We start from the raw sequence: 18,520 nt of genomic DNA on the forward strand, positions 1-18,520 counted from the left end.
CAAGTTCACTTACCGTACCTCTGCCGCCAGAGCCGTTCGCCCGCCGTGCAGGCCCAGACCTCCGGTGTGGTGGCCTGAGCCGCCATGACCCGTGCACCATCCCTGTGTTGCAGGGATCGATTGCCCGCGATTTCCAGCACCAGCTTGGTTCGGATGGCTTCCGAAAACTGCGATTTGTCGGACACGGGAATCACGAAAGCTCCGGGCCCGCCGATCACACAAGACGTATAATAGGCGGCAAGATCCTCGATATCCATCAGCGAATAGCTGGGCCGCTTGAACACGAGGGGAAGCCCATTGATCACGATGCCCTTCGCCAGCACCTCGTCCCGGACCCCGGTTACGATTGGCCCTTGGTTGTTGGGCCCGTCGCCAGAAATGTCGATGACCCTGCGGATGCCTTCGAAATCGTTTCGGTCGAAAAGCCCGCTGCTGAAGACGAGAGCGCTTGAGATCGAGGTTCGAAAGGCGCGCTGGATCGGCGCCTCACCTATGATGGCGGCAAAGGCGGACGCGCTTTCCGGGCTGTCGATGATCTTCCAGCCGACCACGACATTCTGCGTTTCCGACCCGGCCCACTCCACATAGGTAACCGCGATCTTTCCGAGAACGCCGTCTCGGATGGCGGTCAAAACCTCCGGCGAGGTGAGGGCGGAGATATAGCCCTCTCGCTGGATGTTCAATTCGTCGGGATCCATGGAATAGGAAATGTCGACCGCCAGCACGAGCTCAAGATCAACTTCGGTTGCTGCGATGGCTGGCTGATGACCTGCGATCAGACCGGCGAAAATCAAGGAAACAAGACGCCAGGTGGGCATTACGACACCTCCTGCGGTCAGCTGACGACTCGGGATAACCTCAGCACAACGAGTGTGCCGCGAAATAGTTCTGTAGAAAACCGTTTCGTTAACGGCCTGTTTGGCCGCGGAACCCATGCTTGGCAGCGGGTTTTCGCGAGGCTTCACATGTTGCGCACATTTGCCATGCTGGCGGGCGTCACGGCCTGTGCCGCCGTTCTGGCCCCGCGGTTGTTGGAAGGAATGGACAAGCCGGCCGTGTCCGCTGCCAGGCTGACCGATGACGGCGATGACGCCAGCAATACCCAATCCACCGTGACGCTGCGCGCGAGCCGCAATAACCATTACTTCACCGAAGCCGTCCTGAACGGTCTGTCCGTGCCATTCATGGTGGACACGGGGGCGTCGACGATCGCGCTCAGCTATGAGGAAGGCCGCCGGCTCGGGGTCATCCGGCCGGGAGACCGCTGGGACGTTCAGATGCGCACGGCGAATGGCATCGCACGGGGCAAGCGCGTGACGCTCGACAGTGTCCGTGTCGGCGGCATCGTCGTGCGCAATGTCAGCGCGACCGTCTCCGAGGAAGGCGCCCTGTCCGGCAATCTGCTTGGCATGAGCTTCCTCAGCCAGCTGGGACGTTTCGAGATCCGCAACGGCCTGCTGGTCATGGAACAATAAAAACGCGCCGCCACTTTGCCGTAATGGTGTAGTTTCACATTCCTGCCCTACCTTTTGTCTCACGCCCTTTCTGCGCGAGGAGTTTCCTTTGATGTTTCCGAAGCCCGAGCCCGTTCTCAAGCCCAACACCTATGCCTATGAGAGCAGGCCCATGGTGAAGCCCACGGGCTTCCGCGAATACGACGCCCGCTGGCTCTATGAGAAAGAAATCAATCTCATGGGCGTTCAGGCGCTCGGCATGGGCATCGGCACTCTTGTGCATGCCATGGGACAGCGCCCGGAAATCGTGGTCGGACACGACTTCCGCAGCTATTCCGCCGCCATCAAGGTGGCGCTTGTGTCGGGTCTCATGGCCGCGGGGATGAAGGTGCACGACATCGGTCTCGTCACCTCGCCCATGGCCTATTTCGCGCAGTTCGACCTTGATGTTCCCTGCGTGGCCATGGTCACCGCCTCCCACAACGACAACGGCTGGACGGGCGTGAAGATGGGCGCCAACCGCCCGCTGACCTTCGGCCCCGATGAGATGACCCGTCTGAAGGAGATCGTGCTCAACGCGGCCTTCGAGCTGCGTGAAGGCGGCGCCTATCGCTTCGTTCAGGATTTTCCTGAGCGCTACATCGCCGATCTCACCTCGCGGCCGAAGATCAAGAACAAGCTGAAGGTCGTGGCCGCCTGCGGCAACGGCACCGCTGGCGCCTTCGCCCCGCGTATCCTCGAAGCGCTCGGCTGTGAAGTGGTGCCGCTCGATTGCGAGCTCGATCATACCTTCCCGAAATACAATCCGAACCCGGAAGACATGAAGATGCTTCATGCCATCCGCGACGCCGTGCTTGAGCACAAAGCGGACGTGGGCCTCGGCTTCGACGGTGACGGCGATCGCTGCGGCGTGGTCGACGACGAAGGTGAAGAGATCTTCGCGGATAAGGTCGGCGTCATGCTGGCGCGGGATCTTTCGGCGCTGCATCCGAATGCAACCTTTGTGGTCGACGTGAAATCCACCGGTCTCTTCGCTACCGACCCGGTGCTGATCGCCAATAAGGTGAAGGCCGACTACTGGAAGACCGGCCACTCCTATATGAAGCGCCGGGTCAACGAGACCGGTGCCCTCGTCGGTTTTGAAAAGTCGGGCCACTACTTCTTCAATGAGCCAATCGGACGCGGTTATGACGATGGGCTCGTCTCCGCCATAGCGATCATCGACATGCTGGATCGCAATCCCGGAAAGAAGATGTCCGATCTGCGCAAGGCTCTGCCGAAGACCTGGGGATCACCCACCATGAGCCCGCATTGTGCCGACGAGGCAAAATACGGCATCGTGGATCAGGTTGTCGCGCACTTTGAAAAAGCCAGCAGCGAGGGTGCCCTGGTCGCGGGCCAGAAGATCCGCGATCTCGTCACGGTTAATGGCGTCCGCGTGACCGCGGAAGACGGCACCTGGGGCCTGGTGCGCGCCTCCTCCAACAAGCCCGAACTTGTGGTTGTGGTGGAAAGCCCGGTGTCGGAGGCACGGATGCGCGAGATGTTCGCCGCTGTCGATGGTGTGCTGCGCGCACATCCGGAAGTGGGCGAATACAACCAGACGATATGAGCTGCCCGCAAACTTAAACGAAAATTTCCAATGGGGGCGACCGCAACTTAACCCCCATTTAAGTCAAGTCCTGAACACTTGCCCGTGACCAACAACAAACACGGACACCGGGGCCCCTTGTAAGGCCCCGGTCCCCGGGTGACGGGATCGACGGTGACGCGCGCATTTCTGGACCGCCTCGCGGTAGGGCAAATAAGCCTGACAGCGCAATGTACGGCGTTGATCGCGGCCGTCGCCGTCGCTTTGATTTCGCTTATGCTGGTCATGCAAAGTCTCGACGGCCAGCGTGCCTCGCGCGAGATGGTGGAGCGCCGGGTCGATCTCATGGTCAGCAGCATCGAGACCATCGTCTCCGATGCCGATCATTCCGAAGCGCGGGAGCAGATCGCCGCCGTCCTTGATCGGCTGGACTTTGATGGTCTGGTGGTCGAGCAGGAGTATGTTTCCTTCACCGAAGAAGCGTCATCCTCGGTGAACAGCCCCAAACAGCTGATCCTCGCGCGGTTGCGGCAGGATCAGCAAACGGTGGTCCGTCGTTTTGGAGATCAAGTAGCCCTCGCGGTTCCTGTTCCGGGAAACGGCGGCCCCGTGGCCGCCTATTATTTTGCTTTGAGCACAGCCCCTCTCGAGGCATCCCCGTTTGGCAGTTTGCCACACAAGGCGATGATGCTCGCCATTCTGCTGCTGGTGATCGTGCCGCTCGCCGTCGCGGCTATGCTCAACATCACATCGCCGCTCAGGAAACTCGTCTCGGCAGCCCGCGGAGCAGATCAGGACCGGACAACGCTGGAGCTGATCGGTCGGCGCACGGATGAGATCGGGGATCTCTCCCGCGCATTTCAAGATCTGCAAGACCGAATGGATTCGGCCGCTCGGACGGTCGAGAAGCTCACCACCACCGATGTTCTGACGGGCCTGCCGAACACACAGGGTCTGCGCCGGCAAATGACGCGCCACCTTGAAAGCGGCATCCACTTCGCTTTGTTCATCGTCAATGTCGAACGGCTGAGCCAGCTCAATGTCGAGCTTGGCGGCGATATGGGGGAGAAAGTGATCGCCGCCTCCGCTGAGCGCCTGAGCGAGGCCCTGGCGAGCTTCCAGCCCATGGTCGAACGATCGCCGGTCGCCTTCGGCGCCCCCCAGGATCGTTTCATCGCGCGCCTTGGTGGCGATGAGTTCGCGATCCTTATACCCGGAACGGAGATCGGCGAAGAGGCCGCGGAGGTGGCCACACAGCTTCTCATGGCCTTCCACAATCCCCTCGATATCAACGGCCGCTCGGTGGTGGTAACGGTTTCTGCGGGCATCGCGCTGGCGCCCGCCGACGGCGCGGACCACTCGGCTATGAAGCGCAATGCGCACCTGGCGTTGCACGAGGCGCGGTCTCAAGGATCCGGTCATTTCTGCTTTGCCCGCAGCGATCTTGCGGCCCGGGCCGATCGTCGCCTGGCGATCGAACAGGAACTGCGCCTGGCGCTGGAGCGGAATGAGCTCGTTGTCTTCTATCAGCCTCAAGTCGATCTTCGTGACGGCGCCTTCATCGGCGCCGAGGCGCTGGTGCGCTGGATCCACCCCTCGCGCGGCCTCGTCGGCCCCATGGAATTCATCGACGTTGCGGAAGACGTAGGCCTGATCGACCAGCTCGGCAGTTATGTGCTGCAGTCAGTCGCGGCTCAGCTCGCCGCATGGGGCCGCAAAGGGCTCTACCCCAAGGTGGCGGTCAATGTGTCCGCCAGCCAATGCATGCAGCCCGATTTCTGCTCGGGGATTTTCGACGTGCTGTCAAAGAGCGGCGTGCCGACGACCTCGTTGCAGATCGAACTGACCGAGAGCGTCGCCATGCGCGACCCGGTTCGCACGGCGCGCGAGCTTGCTCCTCTGCGGGCAGCGGGCGTCCGGCTCGCGATCGATGACTTCGGCACTGGCTATTCCAACCTCGCCACCATCACGCGCCTGCCTTTCGACGTCCTGAAGATCGACCGGTCCTTCGTAAGCGAATGCGTCCGCGATGGTGCCTCCCGTGTCGTGGTGGCAACCATCCTCAGCATGGCGCAGAATCTCGGCTACCAGACCGTGGCGGAGGGCGTGGAAACGGAACTGCAGCGAGAATTCCTGCTGCGTTACGGCTGCACCTTTGCGCAGGGCTATCTCTTCGGAAAGCCGATGCCGGCGCCGGAATTCGAAGCGGCCTTCATCGAGCAGCGGCGTATCGATGCCCGGGATCTGCAGGAACAGGTCCGCAGCGTCGTTTGAGCCGTGCTGAAACTGTCATCCTGTCTGGGAAGCACATAGCTCAGTACAGGTTCAATCCTGTCCGTATCGCAAAACAGAGATCGCCTGAACACCAGCCAGCATGTCTGCCGTCTCCACCGGAAGAGCCATGCTGCACATGTCGCGGGTGAGCCGATGCCAGGGTTCGGCAGCCGGAAATGATGCGTCAAAGGCGATGCGGCAGTCCGATCCCACTTGGCGGAAGCAGGGACAGGAAGCCGCCTCGAGCGGAAGAGGGCTGACGGAGGAGGCTATCCGATGCGCCAGACTGATCGCCGGCAACGAACTACTGCGGCGCGTTGATCTCATAGACCAGGCGAGGCCGCATATAGATCGTTTCGGACAGGTTTATCGGGTCAATATAGGCCGAGCCGAAGGTGGGCACATAGCGGTATTTGGCTTCCGCCATAATCAGCGATGTATTCGCAACGGCCATGGCGGGGGACGGGAAGGTGATTGGTTCTCCTGCTCCTCGCTCCGTGCTGTTCCTCTGCCGGGACCAGGTGACGGATCCGTTCTGACTGCCATCGATCGCGACGCTGGAAACCGTGACGCCGAGGTTCTCGACTGGATAGGGAGCCATGATGGCATCAGCGGCCGCGAAAATGGCGTTCAGCTCGGCAACGGTGATGTCTTCGGAGCTCTGGGCCACGAGATCGCTGACGACGCGCGAGACCAGCGTCACCTTGCGGTTGATCGCAACCGCCTGGCTGATCTCGATGCCGCCGAGATAGAGGATCAGCATGAAAGGCAGGACCAGCGCGAATTCCACCGCCGAGACCCCACGGGCGTCGCGGGCAAAGCGGGATGTGAGAAGAGCGTGCAGCATTGTGTGCTCTCCTAGTTGGCGGCGACGGGCGTGCCGAAAGGCTCGTTCCGGAAGGCGCTCGTTGCCATCAAAAGCCGATTGCCGTTCGGCAGGTCGGCGAGATTGAAGCCCATCAATGAGACGTAGACAGGCCACTCATACATCACGCGGACAAGCACGATGTCGCCGCCGTTGCCGGGATTGTAGCCGAATCCCGATGAATCAGGATTTCCATCCTCGTCCCTGGGCGGACCTGACGGCGGGGTGAAACTGCCCAGAACCTGGACGTCCACCTGGAGCCCCGCGCAATCTTCCCCGAACAGATCTATTGTCCGCTCGCATATCTGCTCCTTGAACCAGGACTGATCTTGTCCTTGCGCCTGGCCCGTCAGAATGAGTCGGCTTGCATCGGCGGTAGCACTTTCCAGGAGCTGTCCGGCGAAGAAAACCAGTGCTGTTTCGATAATGGCAAAGATCAAGGCAAAGAACGGCACGCTGACAAGAGCAAACTCGACAGCGGTGGCACCTTCGGTGTCCTGACCAAGTGCTCTCGCCGCGACCGCAAGGTTCTTCTGGCGCTTAATTCTCATTTCACCAAGCTCCGCTGAGCGCGAAGTCGCGCATGATCGGCTTGGTGAATATCAGTTAAAGTTTTCGATAGTGTTATCGCGATCGCCGAAAGTCAGCGTGATTGGCCCTGACCGGCCTGTCCCTGCTGGGCAAAACCATTGCGTGCGCCGAATTGTGCGCCGACCTGATCGAAGAAGGCGGGCGAGTCTCCCATGCGCAACGTGCGCTCGCATGTGGGCCTGCAGGAATAGGATTCCCGCTCTGTGCCGCGGTGCACGGTGACGACACTGTCTTCGGGGCTGCGCACCGTGACCAGCATCTCCTCGATGGTCTTTCCGGAGGAGTCGATGGCGATCAGATTGGTTGTGCCGTAGCTCTTGCCGGTGAGCACGATGACATTGTTGCGCTGGATGGAGGTGTCGGCGATGGCGGGATTGCCGACCACCAGCGTCGTCGTGCCCTGAGGGGCGGGAATGACGAGCGCGCGGTCTACGACCACCGTAACAGTCTTCATGTTTTCCGCGGACGCATGATGCCCCACGACAAGAGAGGCGATCAGTGTGGCAGATAAAACGAGCGGCCGCATGATGTTGCATCCGTGGAGGACAATCACTTGCGGAGATACTGATCCATAATGGTGAATGAAGGGCTAATTTTCCTGATGCAATTTAGTTAAATTGGAAAACAGTAAAACAAGAAATTATCGCTTTTCCGTTGAGGGGCTAACGGAATAGGAGGTTGTGCTGCAACAATAGTTTCGACTGAAACACAACATTAATCCTCTTTCTGTGACCAGTTTAACCTTGCCTCAACAGATTATACGTAAAATGCGCTCATTCCGATATCGCGGGTTGGGCCCGACGTAGGCGGAAAAGCAACACGCTTAGGATGACACAAGAGGGTCTAATGACGAAGCTTATCGCACGTTTTTCGAAGGACGAATCCGGCGCGACCGCGATTGAATATGGTCTGATCGCAGCGCTGATCGCAGTGGTTTTGATTGGCACCTTGCAGACCCTTGGTGGCGATCTTCAGGACAAATTTACCGCCGTTTCCACTGCATTGACCGGTGCAGGCGACTGATCGTCTTCACGAGAAAAGGCCGCCACGTGGCGGCCTTTTATATTTAGGAGGGGGGAGATGGCTAGCACTATTGTCATCTCTTTTATTGTCGCGGCGCTTGGATTTTGCGCGTTGAGCGACTTTTTCACGATGAAGATTCCCAACAGTGTTACCCTGACATTCGCAGCGATGTTCCCTTTGGCGGCTGCAGCCTTGAACATGGGTACCACGCCGGTTGTCTGGCACATCGCGGCTGGCAGTGTAGTTTTAATAGTTTGCTTTTTCTTATTTTCGATGGGGTGGCTTGGTGGCGGAGACGCAAAACTTGCCGCAGGTGTAGCCCTTTGGATCGGCTTTGATCTGCTAATGCCTTGGCTTCTGATGACCGCGATAATCGGAGGCGCCCTCACATTACTTGTCTTGTTCGCCCGTAGGCTTCCCTTGCCTACATTATTGCATCGACAGGAATGGGCGCTCCGCTTACATGATATTGCAAATGGTATTCCATATGGCATAGCCATCTCTGCAGGAGCATTATGGGTTCTCCCCATGTCGTTCTGGGCCAAAGCATTAAGCTGATCCTGAAGATCAGCAAAAAACGATACGTCTCATTAACCATACATTGACCTTTCCTTGGTCAAATCTGCCATGACTCGCGATCTGCGCGGTCTTGATGCCAAGGGTAACGGCGTATGAGAGGCTCACGTCTTCTGGTTCTTGGGGTTGCCATCGTGGCGGGCGGTGCTGCTGCGCTGTTGTCGCGCGGCGGAGATGCGCCTGCCCCGGTCGTGGTCAAGCAGGAAGCCGCTGCTCCGGCGATGGAAACGACTAAGGTTCTGGTCGCCGGCAGCGAGATTCCCATGGGCAGCGCCATCAAGGCGGAGCAACTCACCTGGAGAACCTGGCCCAGCGCGGATGCCGCGAGCTTTATCAAGCAACAGCCCGGAACCGATCAGAAGGGTGAATATGTCGGTGCCATCGCCAGGCAATCTTTCGTGGCGGGCGAGCCGATCAACGACAACAAGCTGATCAAATCCGGATCAGGCTTTATGTCCGCCATTCTGCCGTCAGGCATGCGTGCCATCGCAACCGAGATCTCGGCCGAAACAGGTGCGGGCGGCTTCATTCTGCCGAACGATCGTGTCGACGTTCTTCTGACGCGCCGCGAGAACATCAACGGTGTGGAGCAGTTCGTTTCCTCGACCCTGCTTACAAACGTGCGCACCCTCGCCATCGACCAGACCGTCGAGGACCAGAACGGCAAGAAAGTGGTCGTCGGCCGCACGGCCACGCTCGAACTTCTGCCCAAGCAAGCCGAGGCGCTCGCTCTTTCTCGGCAGCTGGGAACCATTTCGCTGGCTCTGCGCCCGATGGTCGACACCAATCCAGAAGGCTTGGTGGGTGGCGCGCTCCCGCAATTCGGTGAAGCGCTGCAAGGTAAACCCGGTGAAGCCAATCGCCTCAATGTCGTGCGCTACGGTGTGACAACGCAGGCCGTACAGTGATTTCAGGAAGGCCGCAGGCCTTGAAGGGGATGGGGAAATGAGCATTGGGGGCAAGATCGGCAGGATCGTCCTGGCCGCCGCGATCGCCTGCGCACCAGGTGCCGTGCCGGCGCAGGCCGCGGACGCGCCGGTCGGCGGCGGGATGCTGCATTATGGCGGCTCCAAGCAGGTCGAGCTCGGCATCGGCAAATCCATGGTCGTCGAACTGCCGCGGGATGCCAGCGAAGTCATCGTCGCCGATCCCAAGATCGCCAATGCCGTCGTGCGGTCGGCACGGCGGGCTTTCCTCATCGGTGTCGCCGGCGGCGCCACGAGCATCATCTTCATCGACGCGCAGGGCCAGCAGATCGTCGCGCTCGATGTGGTGGTCGCACGCGACGTCGGTGCGCTGCAAGCTTCGCTGCGCACGATACTTCCCGAGTCTCCGATCGACGTGCGCTCTGTGGGCGATTCCATCATGGTCACCGGCTCGGTACGCTCGGCCCAGGACGCTCAGACTGCCGTCGCGCTCGCCGGCCAGTTTGTGGGGGATCCCGCGAAGGTCATCAATTCTCTGGCTGTTACCGAACGTGATCAGGTTCTTCTGAAGGTCACGGTTGCTGAAGTGCAGCGCAATATAGCCAAGCAGCTCGGCATCAATTGGGATGCAGCCTATCAAATCGGAACGACGATCATCGGCGGAGGCTCCAATCCTGGCTTCGCCTTTGGCGATGCTTTGGCCAACATTATCGATCCCACCACGGGCAACGTTATCGCCGGTGGTAACGGCATCGGCGCGGCGTTTCAGAACTCTCGTGGAGAGGGCGCTGTCAATCTTCGCGCGCTGGAAGAAAATGGCGTGATGCGGACTTTGGCGGAGCCAAATCTCACCGCCATCTCCGGTGAAACCGCACAGTTCCTTGCTGGCGGCGAGTTCCCGGTGCCAACCGGCCGCACCTGTACGCCTGATAACGGCTGTAACGTCAGCATCGAATTCAAGAAGTTCGGCGTCTCGCTCGGATTCACACCTGTGGTCCTTACAGGCGGACGCATCAGCCTGAAGGTCAACACGGAAGTCAGCGAGCTCTCCAACGAAGGCGCTTTCACTCAGACCGACGGCTTTACCATTCCAAGTCTTCGCGTGCGCCGTGCCGATACGACTGTTGAGGTCCCCTCCGGCGGCGCCATTGCACTCGCCGGCATGATACAGCAGTCGACCCGACAGGCTATGGCTGGCATCCCAGGCGCCAAGGACATTCCCATCATCGGCACGCTGTTCCGCAGCCGGGACTTCCTGAAGGCTGAAACCGAGCTTGTGATCTTCGTGACGCCCTACATTGCGAAAGCGACTCGGCCGGATGCCATGGCGCGGCCCGATGATGGGTTCATCACGTCCAGCGACGGTGAAGCCTACTTCCTGGGGCGGATGAACAAGGTTTACGGCATCCGGCCCACGGACGCCTCGCAGGTTGGATTTATCGTCGACTGATGTCGTGGAGCTTCGAGATGATACGAACTGAAGACATCAGAAGATCGGGGCAGATCATGGTGCTCGCCGCCATGGCGTTCGGGCTTGGTGCCTGCGCATCCGATCCCGTCACGACCGCTTCGCTCGCGCAGACCTACAGGGACCGGCATCCGATCGTGGTCACGGAAGCTGCCGAGACGCTGGATCTCGTGCCGGGCGGTGGTCCGGGTGGTCTGACCGAGCGGCAGCGCGAGGACATCCGCGGCTTCGCGAAGGAGTGGCGGGAACAGGGCCGCGGGTTGGTCCGGATCGAAATGCCGAAGGGCGGCGCGACGGATACGGCCGCGGCTCACACAGTGCGGGGCATTAGGACTGAGCTAACCGCTGGCGGCATACCCTCTCGGGCTATGACAACCTCAACCTATCCAGCAAGCCATCCGGCGCAGCTTGCGCCGGTCCGGCTGTCGTTTCCCAAACTGGCGGCCGATGTTGCCTCAGTATGTGGGCAATGGCCGGAAGATATCGGCAATAGCCTGACATCGCGCCAAGGTCGAAACAATGGCGACTACAGCAACTTCGGCTGCGCCTATCAAAAGAATATGGCGGCCATGATCGCGGATCCTGAAGATATTATCCGCCCGCGTGCCGAAACTCCGGCGAGCGGCGCCCGTCGCGCCACCATCATGGACAAATACATCAAGGGCGAGGCCACAGGTGCGCAGCCGCCGATCGGTTCGGAAGACACCTCCATCAGCGAGGTCGGACAATGAGCCAGATCGGTCATGGCGATGACGACAACAATCAAGCGGCGGAGCACAATGTCATCGCTCCGCTTCCGAGGGTGTCGATCCAGGCCTTTTGTGAGACGCCGGCGATCGCCCAATTGATGCAGTCCGCCGCGCTCGACCGTCGCATGTCGAAGGCGCACGTCAAGGTGCAGATGGGCGGCATACCAGCGGCAGTTGAGGCTTATCGAAGCGCGCCAACGCCCAACGTTATCGTGCTCGAAAGCGATGCGAAGCGCGAGGTTGTGCTTGAGGGCCTCGACAAGCTTTCCGCCTTCTGCGATGCCGGCACCAAGGTTGTTATCATCGGCAAGCTCAATGATGTGGTGCTCTATCGCGAGCTCATGCGCCGCGGGGTCAGTGAATATCTGGTTGGTCCGATCACGGAACTTGAGCTGATCGCCACGCTTTCCGAGATCTTCCGCGCACCTGATTCCGAGCCCGTCGGCCGAACCATTGCCTTCGTCGGCGCGAAAGGTGGCTCAGGCGCTTCGACGGTTGCTCACAATGTGTCCTGGGCCATTGCCCGGGACATGGCGCTGGATTCGGTGATCGTCGATCTCGACCTCGCCTTTGGAACGGCCGGTCTCGATTTCAATCAGGATCCTCCACAGGGCGTGGCCGAAGCGGTCTTCACCGCGGACAGGCTCGACAGCAATGTCGTCGATCGGCTCCTGGCAAAGTGCACGGAACACCTCAGTCTGCTTGCCGCACCCTCGACGCTCGATCGGCCCTATGACTTTCGAGAGGACGCGTTCGATCCACTGCTTGATATCCTGCGCGCGAACATTCCTTGCATCGTTCTTGATGTCCCTCACGTGTGGAGCTCCTGGGCGAAGCGCTCTCTCGTTATCGCCGATGAGATCGTCGTAGTCGCCGAGCCGGACCTGGCAAACTTGCGCAATGCGAAGAACATCTTCGACAAGCTGAAGGCCGAGCGCCCGAACGACGCGCAACCGAGGCTTGTTCTGAATAAGATCGGTTTGACCAAACGCCCCGAGATCAAGCCATCGGATTTCGCCAAGGCGCTCGATACCGATCCCATCGGAACGATCGGTTTCGACGCGCAGGTCTTCGGCACCGCGTCGAACAACGGCCAGATGATCGCCGAAACATCAGCCTCTCATAAGGCTAACGAAGGCTTTCTCGACATCGCGCGGGTGGTGACAGGGCGAGCGGAAGTGCGTGTCCAGAAACGTGGCATCATGTCCCTGGCTCCGATCCTGACCAAGCTTTCCAAGAAATCAGCCTGACAGTCGGTACATTCATGTTCGGCAAACGTGGCCCCTCAGATAGCTCCTCGATCCAGCCGGTGCCGGCGAAGCCGGCGGCTGCGGAGCCGGCCGCCGTTCCCGCTCCTGAGCGCCGCACCAACCAGGTCATAGCGCCCGAAGTCGTTCATGATGCGGGCGCGCCCAAAAGATCCGCCGCCTATTACACGATGAAAAGCGCGATCTTTTCGGCGCTTATCGAAGCCATCGATATCGCTCAGCTCGGGCGCCTCGATCAGGATGCCGCTCGCGAGGAGATCCGCGATGTCGTGAACGACATCATCTCCATCAAGAACATCGTGATGTCGATCGCCGAGCAGGAGGAGCTGCTCGACGACATCTGCAATGACGTTCTCGGCTATGGTCCCCTCGAGCCATTGCTAGCGCGCGATGACATCGCCGACATCATGGTCAATGGCGCCAGCAAGACCTACATCGAAGTTGGCGGCAAGATTCAGCTGACGAACATTCGTTTCCGCGACAACGCGCAGCTTCTGAACATCTGCCAGCGCATCGTGAGCCAAGTCGGCCGCCGCGTCGATGAATCATCTCCCATATGCGATGCCCGCCTGCAGGACGGCAGCCGCGTCAACGTCATCGCGCCGCCGCTCGCCATCGATGGCGCGGCCCTGACCATCCGCAAGTTCAAAAAGGACAAGCTCACGCTCGATCAGCTCGTGCGCTTCGGCTCCATCTCGGCCGAGGGCGCGGAAATCCTGCGCATCATCGGGCGTGTTCGCTGCAACAGCATCGTCTCCGGCGGCACGGGTTCGGGAAAAACCACGCTCCTGAACTGCCTGACGCGTGCCATCGACCTCGATGAGCGCATCATCACCTGCGAGGATACGGCGGAACTGCAACTGCAGCAGCCTCATGTGGTCCGGCTGGAGACACGCCCGCCGAATATTGAAGGTGAGGGCGAGATCACCATGCGCGATCTCGTCAAGAACTGCCTGCGTATGCGTCCTGAACGCATCATTGTGGGTGAGGTGCGTGGGCCGGAGGCCTTCGACCTCCTGCAGGCCATGAACACGGGCCACGATGGTTCCATGGGCACGCTGCATGCCAACAGCCCGCGCGAAGCCCTTTCCCGTATGGAAGGCATGATCTCCATGGGCGGGTTTAATCTGCCCGTCCGGACGATCCGCGAAATGATCTGCAGCTCCGTCGACGTCATCATCCAGACGCAGCGCCTGCGCGATGGTTCACGTCGCATCACCCACGTAACGGAAGTGCTGGGCATGGAGGGTGATGTCATCACCACCCAGGATCTCTTCGTCTATGAGATCGTTGGTGAGGATGCGAACGGAAAGTTCATCGGCCACCATAAGTCGACGGGCATCGGCCGCCCCAATTTTTGGGATCGCGCCCGCTACTATGGCGAAGAGCACAATCTGGCGCGGGCGCTCGATGAATCAGAGCGCCGCCAAGCCGGCGCTGCCTAAGGGGCCCGGGTATGGACCTCAGATTCGCCCTCACTTTCGTTCTGGTCGCGGTGTCCGTGGCGAGCGTTGCCTGGGTGATCCTGCCCTATCTCACGGGTGAGATACGCGCCGAGCGCCGCACGCAGGACATCGCCAGACGCGATGCCACCAGGCTTGCCGCTGCAAAGCCGCGCGACGCTGCCATGCGGCGCACACAGGTGGCGGAAAGCATGAAGGAGCTTGAAGACCGCCAAAAGCGGCGCAAGAACCCCTCGCTCAACCAACGCCTCGATCAGGCGGGCCTGGAGATCAGCAGGCCGCAGTTCTTCCTGTTCAGTGCGGTTGCCGCAGTCATTTTAGGCCTTGCCGTTATGGTAACGCTCAGCTCCCCGATCTATGGCCTTGCGGCGGCCTTCGCAGGCGGGCTCGGTTTCCCTCGTTGGTTCCTCAGCTATCGGCGTAAGAAGCGGCAGCAGAAGTTCCTGGATGAATTCCCCAATGCTATCGACGCCATCGTGCGCGGCGTCAAAGCCGGCTTGCCGTTGGCCGATTCTCTGCGGATCGTATCAACGGAATCCCAGGAACCGGTGCGGTCGGAATTCAAGCAGGTCATCGAGCTTCAGACAGTCGGTGTTCCTGTCGCAGAGGCCTGCGAAAAGCTCTACGAACGGGTTGGTGTGACCGAGGCGAATTTCTTCGGCATCGTTATCGCCATTCAGCAGAAGACGGGCGGCAGCCTCGCCGATACCTTGGGCAATCTTTCGAAGGTTCTGCGTGACCGAAAGAAGATGCAGGCGAAGATCAAGGCCGTCAGCATGGAGGCCAAGGCTTCGGCGAGTATCATCGGTTCGCTCCCTATCGTGATCATGGTGCTCGTCTATCTCACCAGCCCTGATTACATCGAGCTTCTGTGGACGCAGCCGCTTGGTCAAGTCATGCTCGGGTGCAGCGCCTTCTGGATGTTTTGCGGCGTGATGGTCATGCGCAAGATGATCAACTTCGATTTCTGAGAGACGAGAGATGTTCGATCTCATCATCGAAAAACTGCGCGACACTGATTTTCTGGTGATGACGTTCACGGCCATCGCCGCCATGGCGACGGTTCTGACCCTCGGCCTTCCCCTGCTCGCTGGCGATGACCTGAACCGCCGCATGAAAACGGTGGCCCTGGAGCGCGACAAGATTCGGGCTCGCGAACGCGAGCGGCTGGCGCGGGAAGATCGCAGCATCGCGCGCCAGGAACCCAAAGCCTATATGAGGAAGATCGTCGAACAGCTCAAACTGTCGAAATACATCGACGCTGAGGTGGTTCGCGAACAACTCGCCATGGCCGGCTACCGCGGACAAGCCCCTCTTGTGGCCTTCACCTTCTTCCGCTTTGCCATTCCTATCCTGGTCTTCAGCACCGCGCTGATCTACCTCTTCGTGATCGTCAAGTTGGACCAGCCTCCGCTGATCGTGCTGGGCATTGCCATAGGCGCCGCCTTCGTCGGCGTGAAGCTTCCTGATCTCTACATCAAGAATGTCGTTCAAAAGCGACAGCTTTCGATCCGGCGGGCCTTTCCCGATGCACTGGACCTCCTTCTGATCTGCGTGGAATCGGGCATGTCCATTGAAGCGGCATTGCGCCGTGTGTCCGATGAAATCGGCGAGCAGTCACCGGCCCTGGCGGAGGAGCTCATCATCACCACGGCCGAAATGTCCTATCTGCAGGATCGGCGCCTGGCCTACGAGAACCTCGGCAAACGTACCGGTCTGGAAACAGTCCGTTCCGTTGTCGCCGCGTTGATCCAGGCGGAGAAGTTCGGCACCCCGATCGGGCAGGCCATGCGGGTGCTGGCGCAGGAAAGCCGTGACATGCGCATGGCGGATGCCGAGAAGAAGGCAGCCGGCCTGCCACCGAAGCTGACAGTGCCGATGGTCCTGTTCTTCCTGCCGGTGATTTTTATCGTGATCCTCGGCCCGGCCGCCATCCGCGTGATGGGCATCAACTAGAGAAAGCGCGAACACAGCGGCGATTTTTTTCGCTGCGGCCTTTCCGACGTGTCAGCTGTGCTGCTTGCTTGAGAGGGCGGCAACCATTTCGGCCGCACCTTTCGCGCCGAGATCAGCCGCAACCGCGGCCTCGGCGTCCGCGCGCCGGCCCTGCAGCACAAGAACCAGCGCAAGGTTCTGGCGGATGCGGGAGGTCGCCCCCGGCTGTGCCACTGCCTGCTTCAGTGCGGCCTCGGCTTTGGCAAGGTCCTTGCTGAGCACGTAGGACAGGCCGAGGTTCGACAGGATCGCCGGCTCGTTCGGCGCGATCTTGAGTGCCGTTTCGTAATAGTCGCGCGCGGCGTGAGGGCGCCCCAACTGGTCGAGGATGGCACCCTGTGCGTTCAGGATGGTCCAGTCGGGCTTCGCGGGGCTGTGCGCTTGCTTGAGCACATCCAGCGCCTGCTCCAGGCGGCCGGCGTCCGCCAGTGCGCGGCCGAAGGCGGCCAGGATGTCCTGGTTGCCCGGGTGGCGTATGGCCGCCTGTTGAAGCACCGCCACGGCCTGTGCGCTTTGGCCGGTGGCGCGAAGGGCAGAACCATAGGCCAGCGCCACACCTGCGTCGGACGGATCGGCCTCATAGCGCCGGCTGGCACGTTCTGCCAGCTGCCGCCACTCCTGCGGGCTGCGTTCCGCGGCGAGCGCACGCGAGACCGAACCGGTGGTCTCGGGGGATCGCGTGGTGGTACAGGCAGCAAGAAGAAGCGCAGTGAGAGATACCGTTAAAAGGGAAAGCTGTGGCGTCCGCACGGCAGAACTCCAGGTCGAAGACACCGTAGTCATGAACTATTAACCTTAACGCCTGATTAACCATGAGCGGGTGCGGCATCTGGCTCTGGAGGCGCGGGCCCCGGGACATGCTAGGGCGGACTGACAGCAGGAGATGCTTCCGTGACCGATCTGATCGCATCCGCCGGCAGCGGCGAAGACGCCACTCCCCTCTGGTTTGTGTCCAAGGGGGACGATCTTCCCGCCGATCTCCCCAAATTGGCGGCGGCCTGGATGAAATCGACGGGCGCTGAGGCGGAGCCTGGCCGTGCGGTCATGCTGCCGTCCGAGACGGGAGCACTCGCGGGTGTATTGTTCGGCGTCGATCCGAAAGGTGATCCTTTCGCGCCGGGTGCCGTGGCCGCTTCGCTCGGCGCCGGTCTATACCGCTTTGCTCTTCCCCCGCAGGACCGTCGCCTCGCCGCGCTTGGCTACGTGCTGCACTCCTATCGCTACGACCGCTATTCGCGGGGCAAGACCACCCAGGCCCGGCTCGAAGTGCCGCAGGGCGTCGATGAGGCGTGGCTGCGCTACACCATTGAGGCCGTCACGCTGGCGCGCGACCTCATCAACACGCCTGCGAACGATATGGGTCCCCAGGAGCTGGAAGATGCGGCCCGCCGTCTGGCCGGCAAACATGAAGCCGATATTTCGGTAATCACCGGCGATGCGCTGCTGCAGCAGGGCTTTCCCATGATCCACGCAGTCGGCCGTGCCTCGGATCGCGCACCGCGCCTTATCGATATGGCCTGGGGGGCGGATGATGCGCCGAAAGTGACGCTGGTAGGCAAGGGCGTGTGCTTCGACACCGGCGGTGTCAACGTGAAGCCGGATGCCGCCATGCGCAACATGAAGAAGGACATGGGCGGCGCGGCCACCGTGCTGGCCCTGGCGCATTTGGTGATGGCGGCGAAACTGCCGATCCGCCTTCGGGTGCTCATTCCGGCGGTGGAGAACGCCATTGGCGGCTCATCCTTCCGTCCGGGAGACATTCTCCACAGTCGCAAGGGCCTCACCGTGGAGATCGGTCACACCGATGCCGAAGGTCGGCTCGTGCTGGGCGATGCCCTCGCGCTTGCCGATGAAGAAGCGCCCGAGCTTCTGCTTGACTTCGCTACGCTGACCGGCGCCGCGCGTGTCGCGCTTGGACCTGATCTGCCGCCCTTCTACACTGATGACGATCAGGTGGCTGCGGATCTTGCCCGCCACGCCACCACCGAAAATGACCCCCTCTGGCGCCTGCCCCTCTGGCAGCCCTACAACAAGATGATCGAGCCGAAGATCGCCGATCTCACCAACTCCGCCAGCGGCGGCTTCGCCGGCTCCATCACGGCAGCCCTGTTCCTTGCGCATTTCGTCGAGAAGGCGAAAACCTGGGTCCATTTCGACGTGTTCGGCTGGACCCCGACCGCGAAACCCGGCCGTCCCGAGGGAGGCGAATGCCAAGGCGCGCGGGCAGCCTTCGCCCTGCTCGCGGAACGATATGGCCGCTGACCCCTTGCCGATCGC

Annotated in this window: 18 protein-coding genes; 13 read left to right on the plus strand and 5 right to left on the minus strand. The window is 60.7% G+C overall.

Going from position 1 to position 18,520, the window contains the following annotated elements; genetic code table 11:
* Positions 1–5: 5 nt before the first annotated feature.
* On the minus strand, positions 6–818 hold the full coding sequence (locus IEV58_RS04015) for a DUF1194 domain-containing protein (RefSeq protein ID WP_188408389.1): 813 nt from the start codon (positions 816–818) through the stop codon (positions 6–8).
* A 147-nt stretch (positions 819–965) separates the two neighbouring features.
* Here IEV58_RS04015 and IEV58_RS04020 point away from each other — a divergent pair, with 147 nt between their 5' ends.
* From IEV58_RS04020 to IEV58_RS04030, 3 genes are all read left to right on the plus strand, one after another.
* Entirely contained in the window at positions 966–1,475 is a 510-nt protein-coding gene (locus tag IEV58_RS04020) for a retropepsin-like aspartic protease family protein (RefSeq protein WP_188408390.1), read from the plus strand.
* 91 nt (positions 1,476–1,566) lie between these two features.
* Positions 1,567–3,066, plus strand: a complete 1,500-nt coding sequence (locus tag IEV58_RS04025) for a phosphomannomutase/phosphoglucomutase (RefSeq protein WP_188408391.1) — start codon at positions 1,567–1,569, stop codon at positions 3,064–3,066.
* Between the two features lie 153 nt (positions 3,067–3,219).
* The gene (locus tag IEV58_RS04030; protein ID WP_188408392.1) at positions 3,220–5,319 is read left to right on the plus strand and encodes a putative bifunctional diguanylate cyclase/phosphodiesterase; all 2,100 of its coding nucleotides are present in this window, start codon (positions 3,220–3,222) and stop codon (positions 5,317–5,319) included.
* A 304-nt stretch (positions 5,320–5,623) separates the two neighbouring features.
* Here the strand turns inward: IEV58_RS04030 and IEV58_RS04035 are convergent, their stop codons facing one another.
* From IEV58_RS04035 to IEV58_RS04045, 3 genes are all read right to left on the minus strand, one after another.
* Complete coding sequence (locus IEV58_RS04035) at positions 5,624–6,166, minus strand: TadE/TadG family type IV pilus assembly protein (protein ID WP_188408393.1); 543 nt, start codon at positions 6,164–6,166, stop codon at positions 5,624–5,626.
* 11 nt (positions 6,167–6,177) lie between these two features.
* The gene (locus tag IEV58_RS04040) at positions 6,178–6,735 is read right to left on the minus strand and encodes a TadE/TadG family type IV pilus assembly protein (RefSeq protein ID WP_188408394.1); all 558 of its coding nucleotides are present in this window, start codon (positions 6,733–6,735) and stop codon (positions 6,178–6,180) included.
* A gap of 92 nt (positions 6,736–6,827) precedes the next feature.
* A complete protein-coding gene (locus IEV58_RS04045) occupies positions 6,828–7,229 on the minus strand; it encodes a pilus assembly protein N-terminal domain-containing protein (RefSeq protein ID WP_188408395.1) in 402 nt (133 codons plus the stop codon).
* Between the two features lie 392 nt (positions 7,230–7,621).
* Here IEV58_RS04045 and IEV58_RS04050 point away from each other — a divergent pair, with 392 nt between their 5' ends.
* From IEV58_RS04050 to IEV58_RS04090, 9 genes are all read left to right on the plus strand, one after another.
* Entirely contained in the window at positions 7,622–7,798 is a 177-nt protein-coding gene (locus IEV58_RS04050; RefSeq protein ID WP_188408396.1) for a Flp family type IVb pilin, read from the plus strand.
* A gap of 57 nt (positions 7,799–7,855) precedes the next feature.
* A complete protein-coding gene (locus IEV58_RS04055) occupies positions 7,856–8,356 on the plus strand; it encodes an A24 family peptidase (protein WP_188408397.1) in 501 nt (166 codons plus the stop codon).
* A gap of 113 nt (positions 8,357–8,469) precedes the next feature.
* Positions 8,470–9,282: a Flp pilus assembly protein CpaB gene (gene cpaB / locus IEV58_RS04060; RefSeq protein WP_188408398.1), complete on the plus strand. Its 813-nt coding sequence runs from the start codon at positions 8,470–8,472 to the stop codon at positions 9,280–9,282.
* Positions 9,283–9,319: 37 nt separating this feature from the next.
* The gene (locus IEV58_RS04065) at positions 9,320–10,750 is read left to right on the plus strand and encodes a type II and III secretion system protein family protein (protein WP_188408399.1); all 1,431 of its coding nucleotides are present in this window, start codon (positions 9,320–9,322) and stop codon (positions 10,748–10,750) included.
* A 17-nt stretch (positions 10,751–10,767) separates the two neighbouring features.
* Positions 10,768–11,499, plus strand: a complete 732-nt coding sequence (locus IEV58_RS04070; protein ID WP_188408400.1) for a CpaD family pilus assembly protein — start codon at positions 10,768–10,770, stop codon at positions 11,497–11,499.
* Positions 11,496–12,767, plus strand: a complete 1,272-nt coding sequence (locus IEV58_RS04075; RefSeq protein WP_188408401.1) for a CpaE/TadZ family protein — start codon at positions 11,496–11,498, stop codon at positions 12,765–12,767. The genes IEV58_RS04070 and IEV58_RS04075 overlap by 4 nt, the downstream gene beginning before the upstream one ends.
* Positions 12,768–12,781: 14 nt before the next feature.
* Complete coding sequence (locus tag IEV58_RS04080; RefSeq protein ID WP_188408402.1) at positions 12,782–14,230, plus strand: TadA family conjugal transfer-associated ATPase; 1,449 nt, start codon at positions 12,782–12,784, stop codon at positions 14,228–14,230.
* A gap of 11 nt (positions 14,231–14,241) precedes the next feature.
* Positions 14,242–15,219 (plus strand): type II secretion system F family protein, encoded by a 978-nt coding sequence (locus tag IEV58_RS04085; RefSeq protein WP_188408403.1) that lies wholly within the window; start codon positions 14,242–14,244, stop codon positions 15,217–15,219.
* Between the two features lie 10 nt (positions 15,220–15,229).
* Entirely contained in the window at positions 15,230–16,204 is a 975-nt protein-coding gene (locus IEV58_RS04090; RefSeq protein WP_188408404.1) for a type II secretion system F family protein, read from the plus strand.
* 51 nt (positions 16,205–16,255) lie between these two features.
* On the opposite strand, the gene IEV58_RS04095 is transcribed toward IEV58_RS04090, so the two are convergent.
* Complete coding sequence (locus tag IEV58_RS04095) at positions 16,256–17,026, minus strand: tetratricopeptide repeat protein (RefSeq protein ID WP_188408405.1); 771 nt, start codon at positions 17,024–17,026, stop codon at positions 16,256–16,258.
* A 108-nt stretch (positions 17,027–17,134) separates the two neighbouring features.
* Between IEV58_RS04095 and IEV58_RS04100 the strand changes: the two genes are divergently transcribed.
* A complete protein-coding gene (locus IEV58_RS04100; protein ID WP_229729172.1) occupies positions 17,135–18,505 on the plus strand; it encodes a leucyl aminopeptidase family protein in 1,371 nt (456 codons plus the stop codon).
* Positions 18,506–18,520: the final 15 nt, after the last annotated feature.

Source organism: Agaricicola taiwanensis, assembly GCF_014635245.1.
Classification (GTDB): Bacteria; Pseudomonadota; Alphaproteobacteria; order Rhizobiales; family Methylopilaceae; genus Agaricicola; species Agaricicola taiwanensis.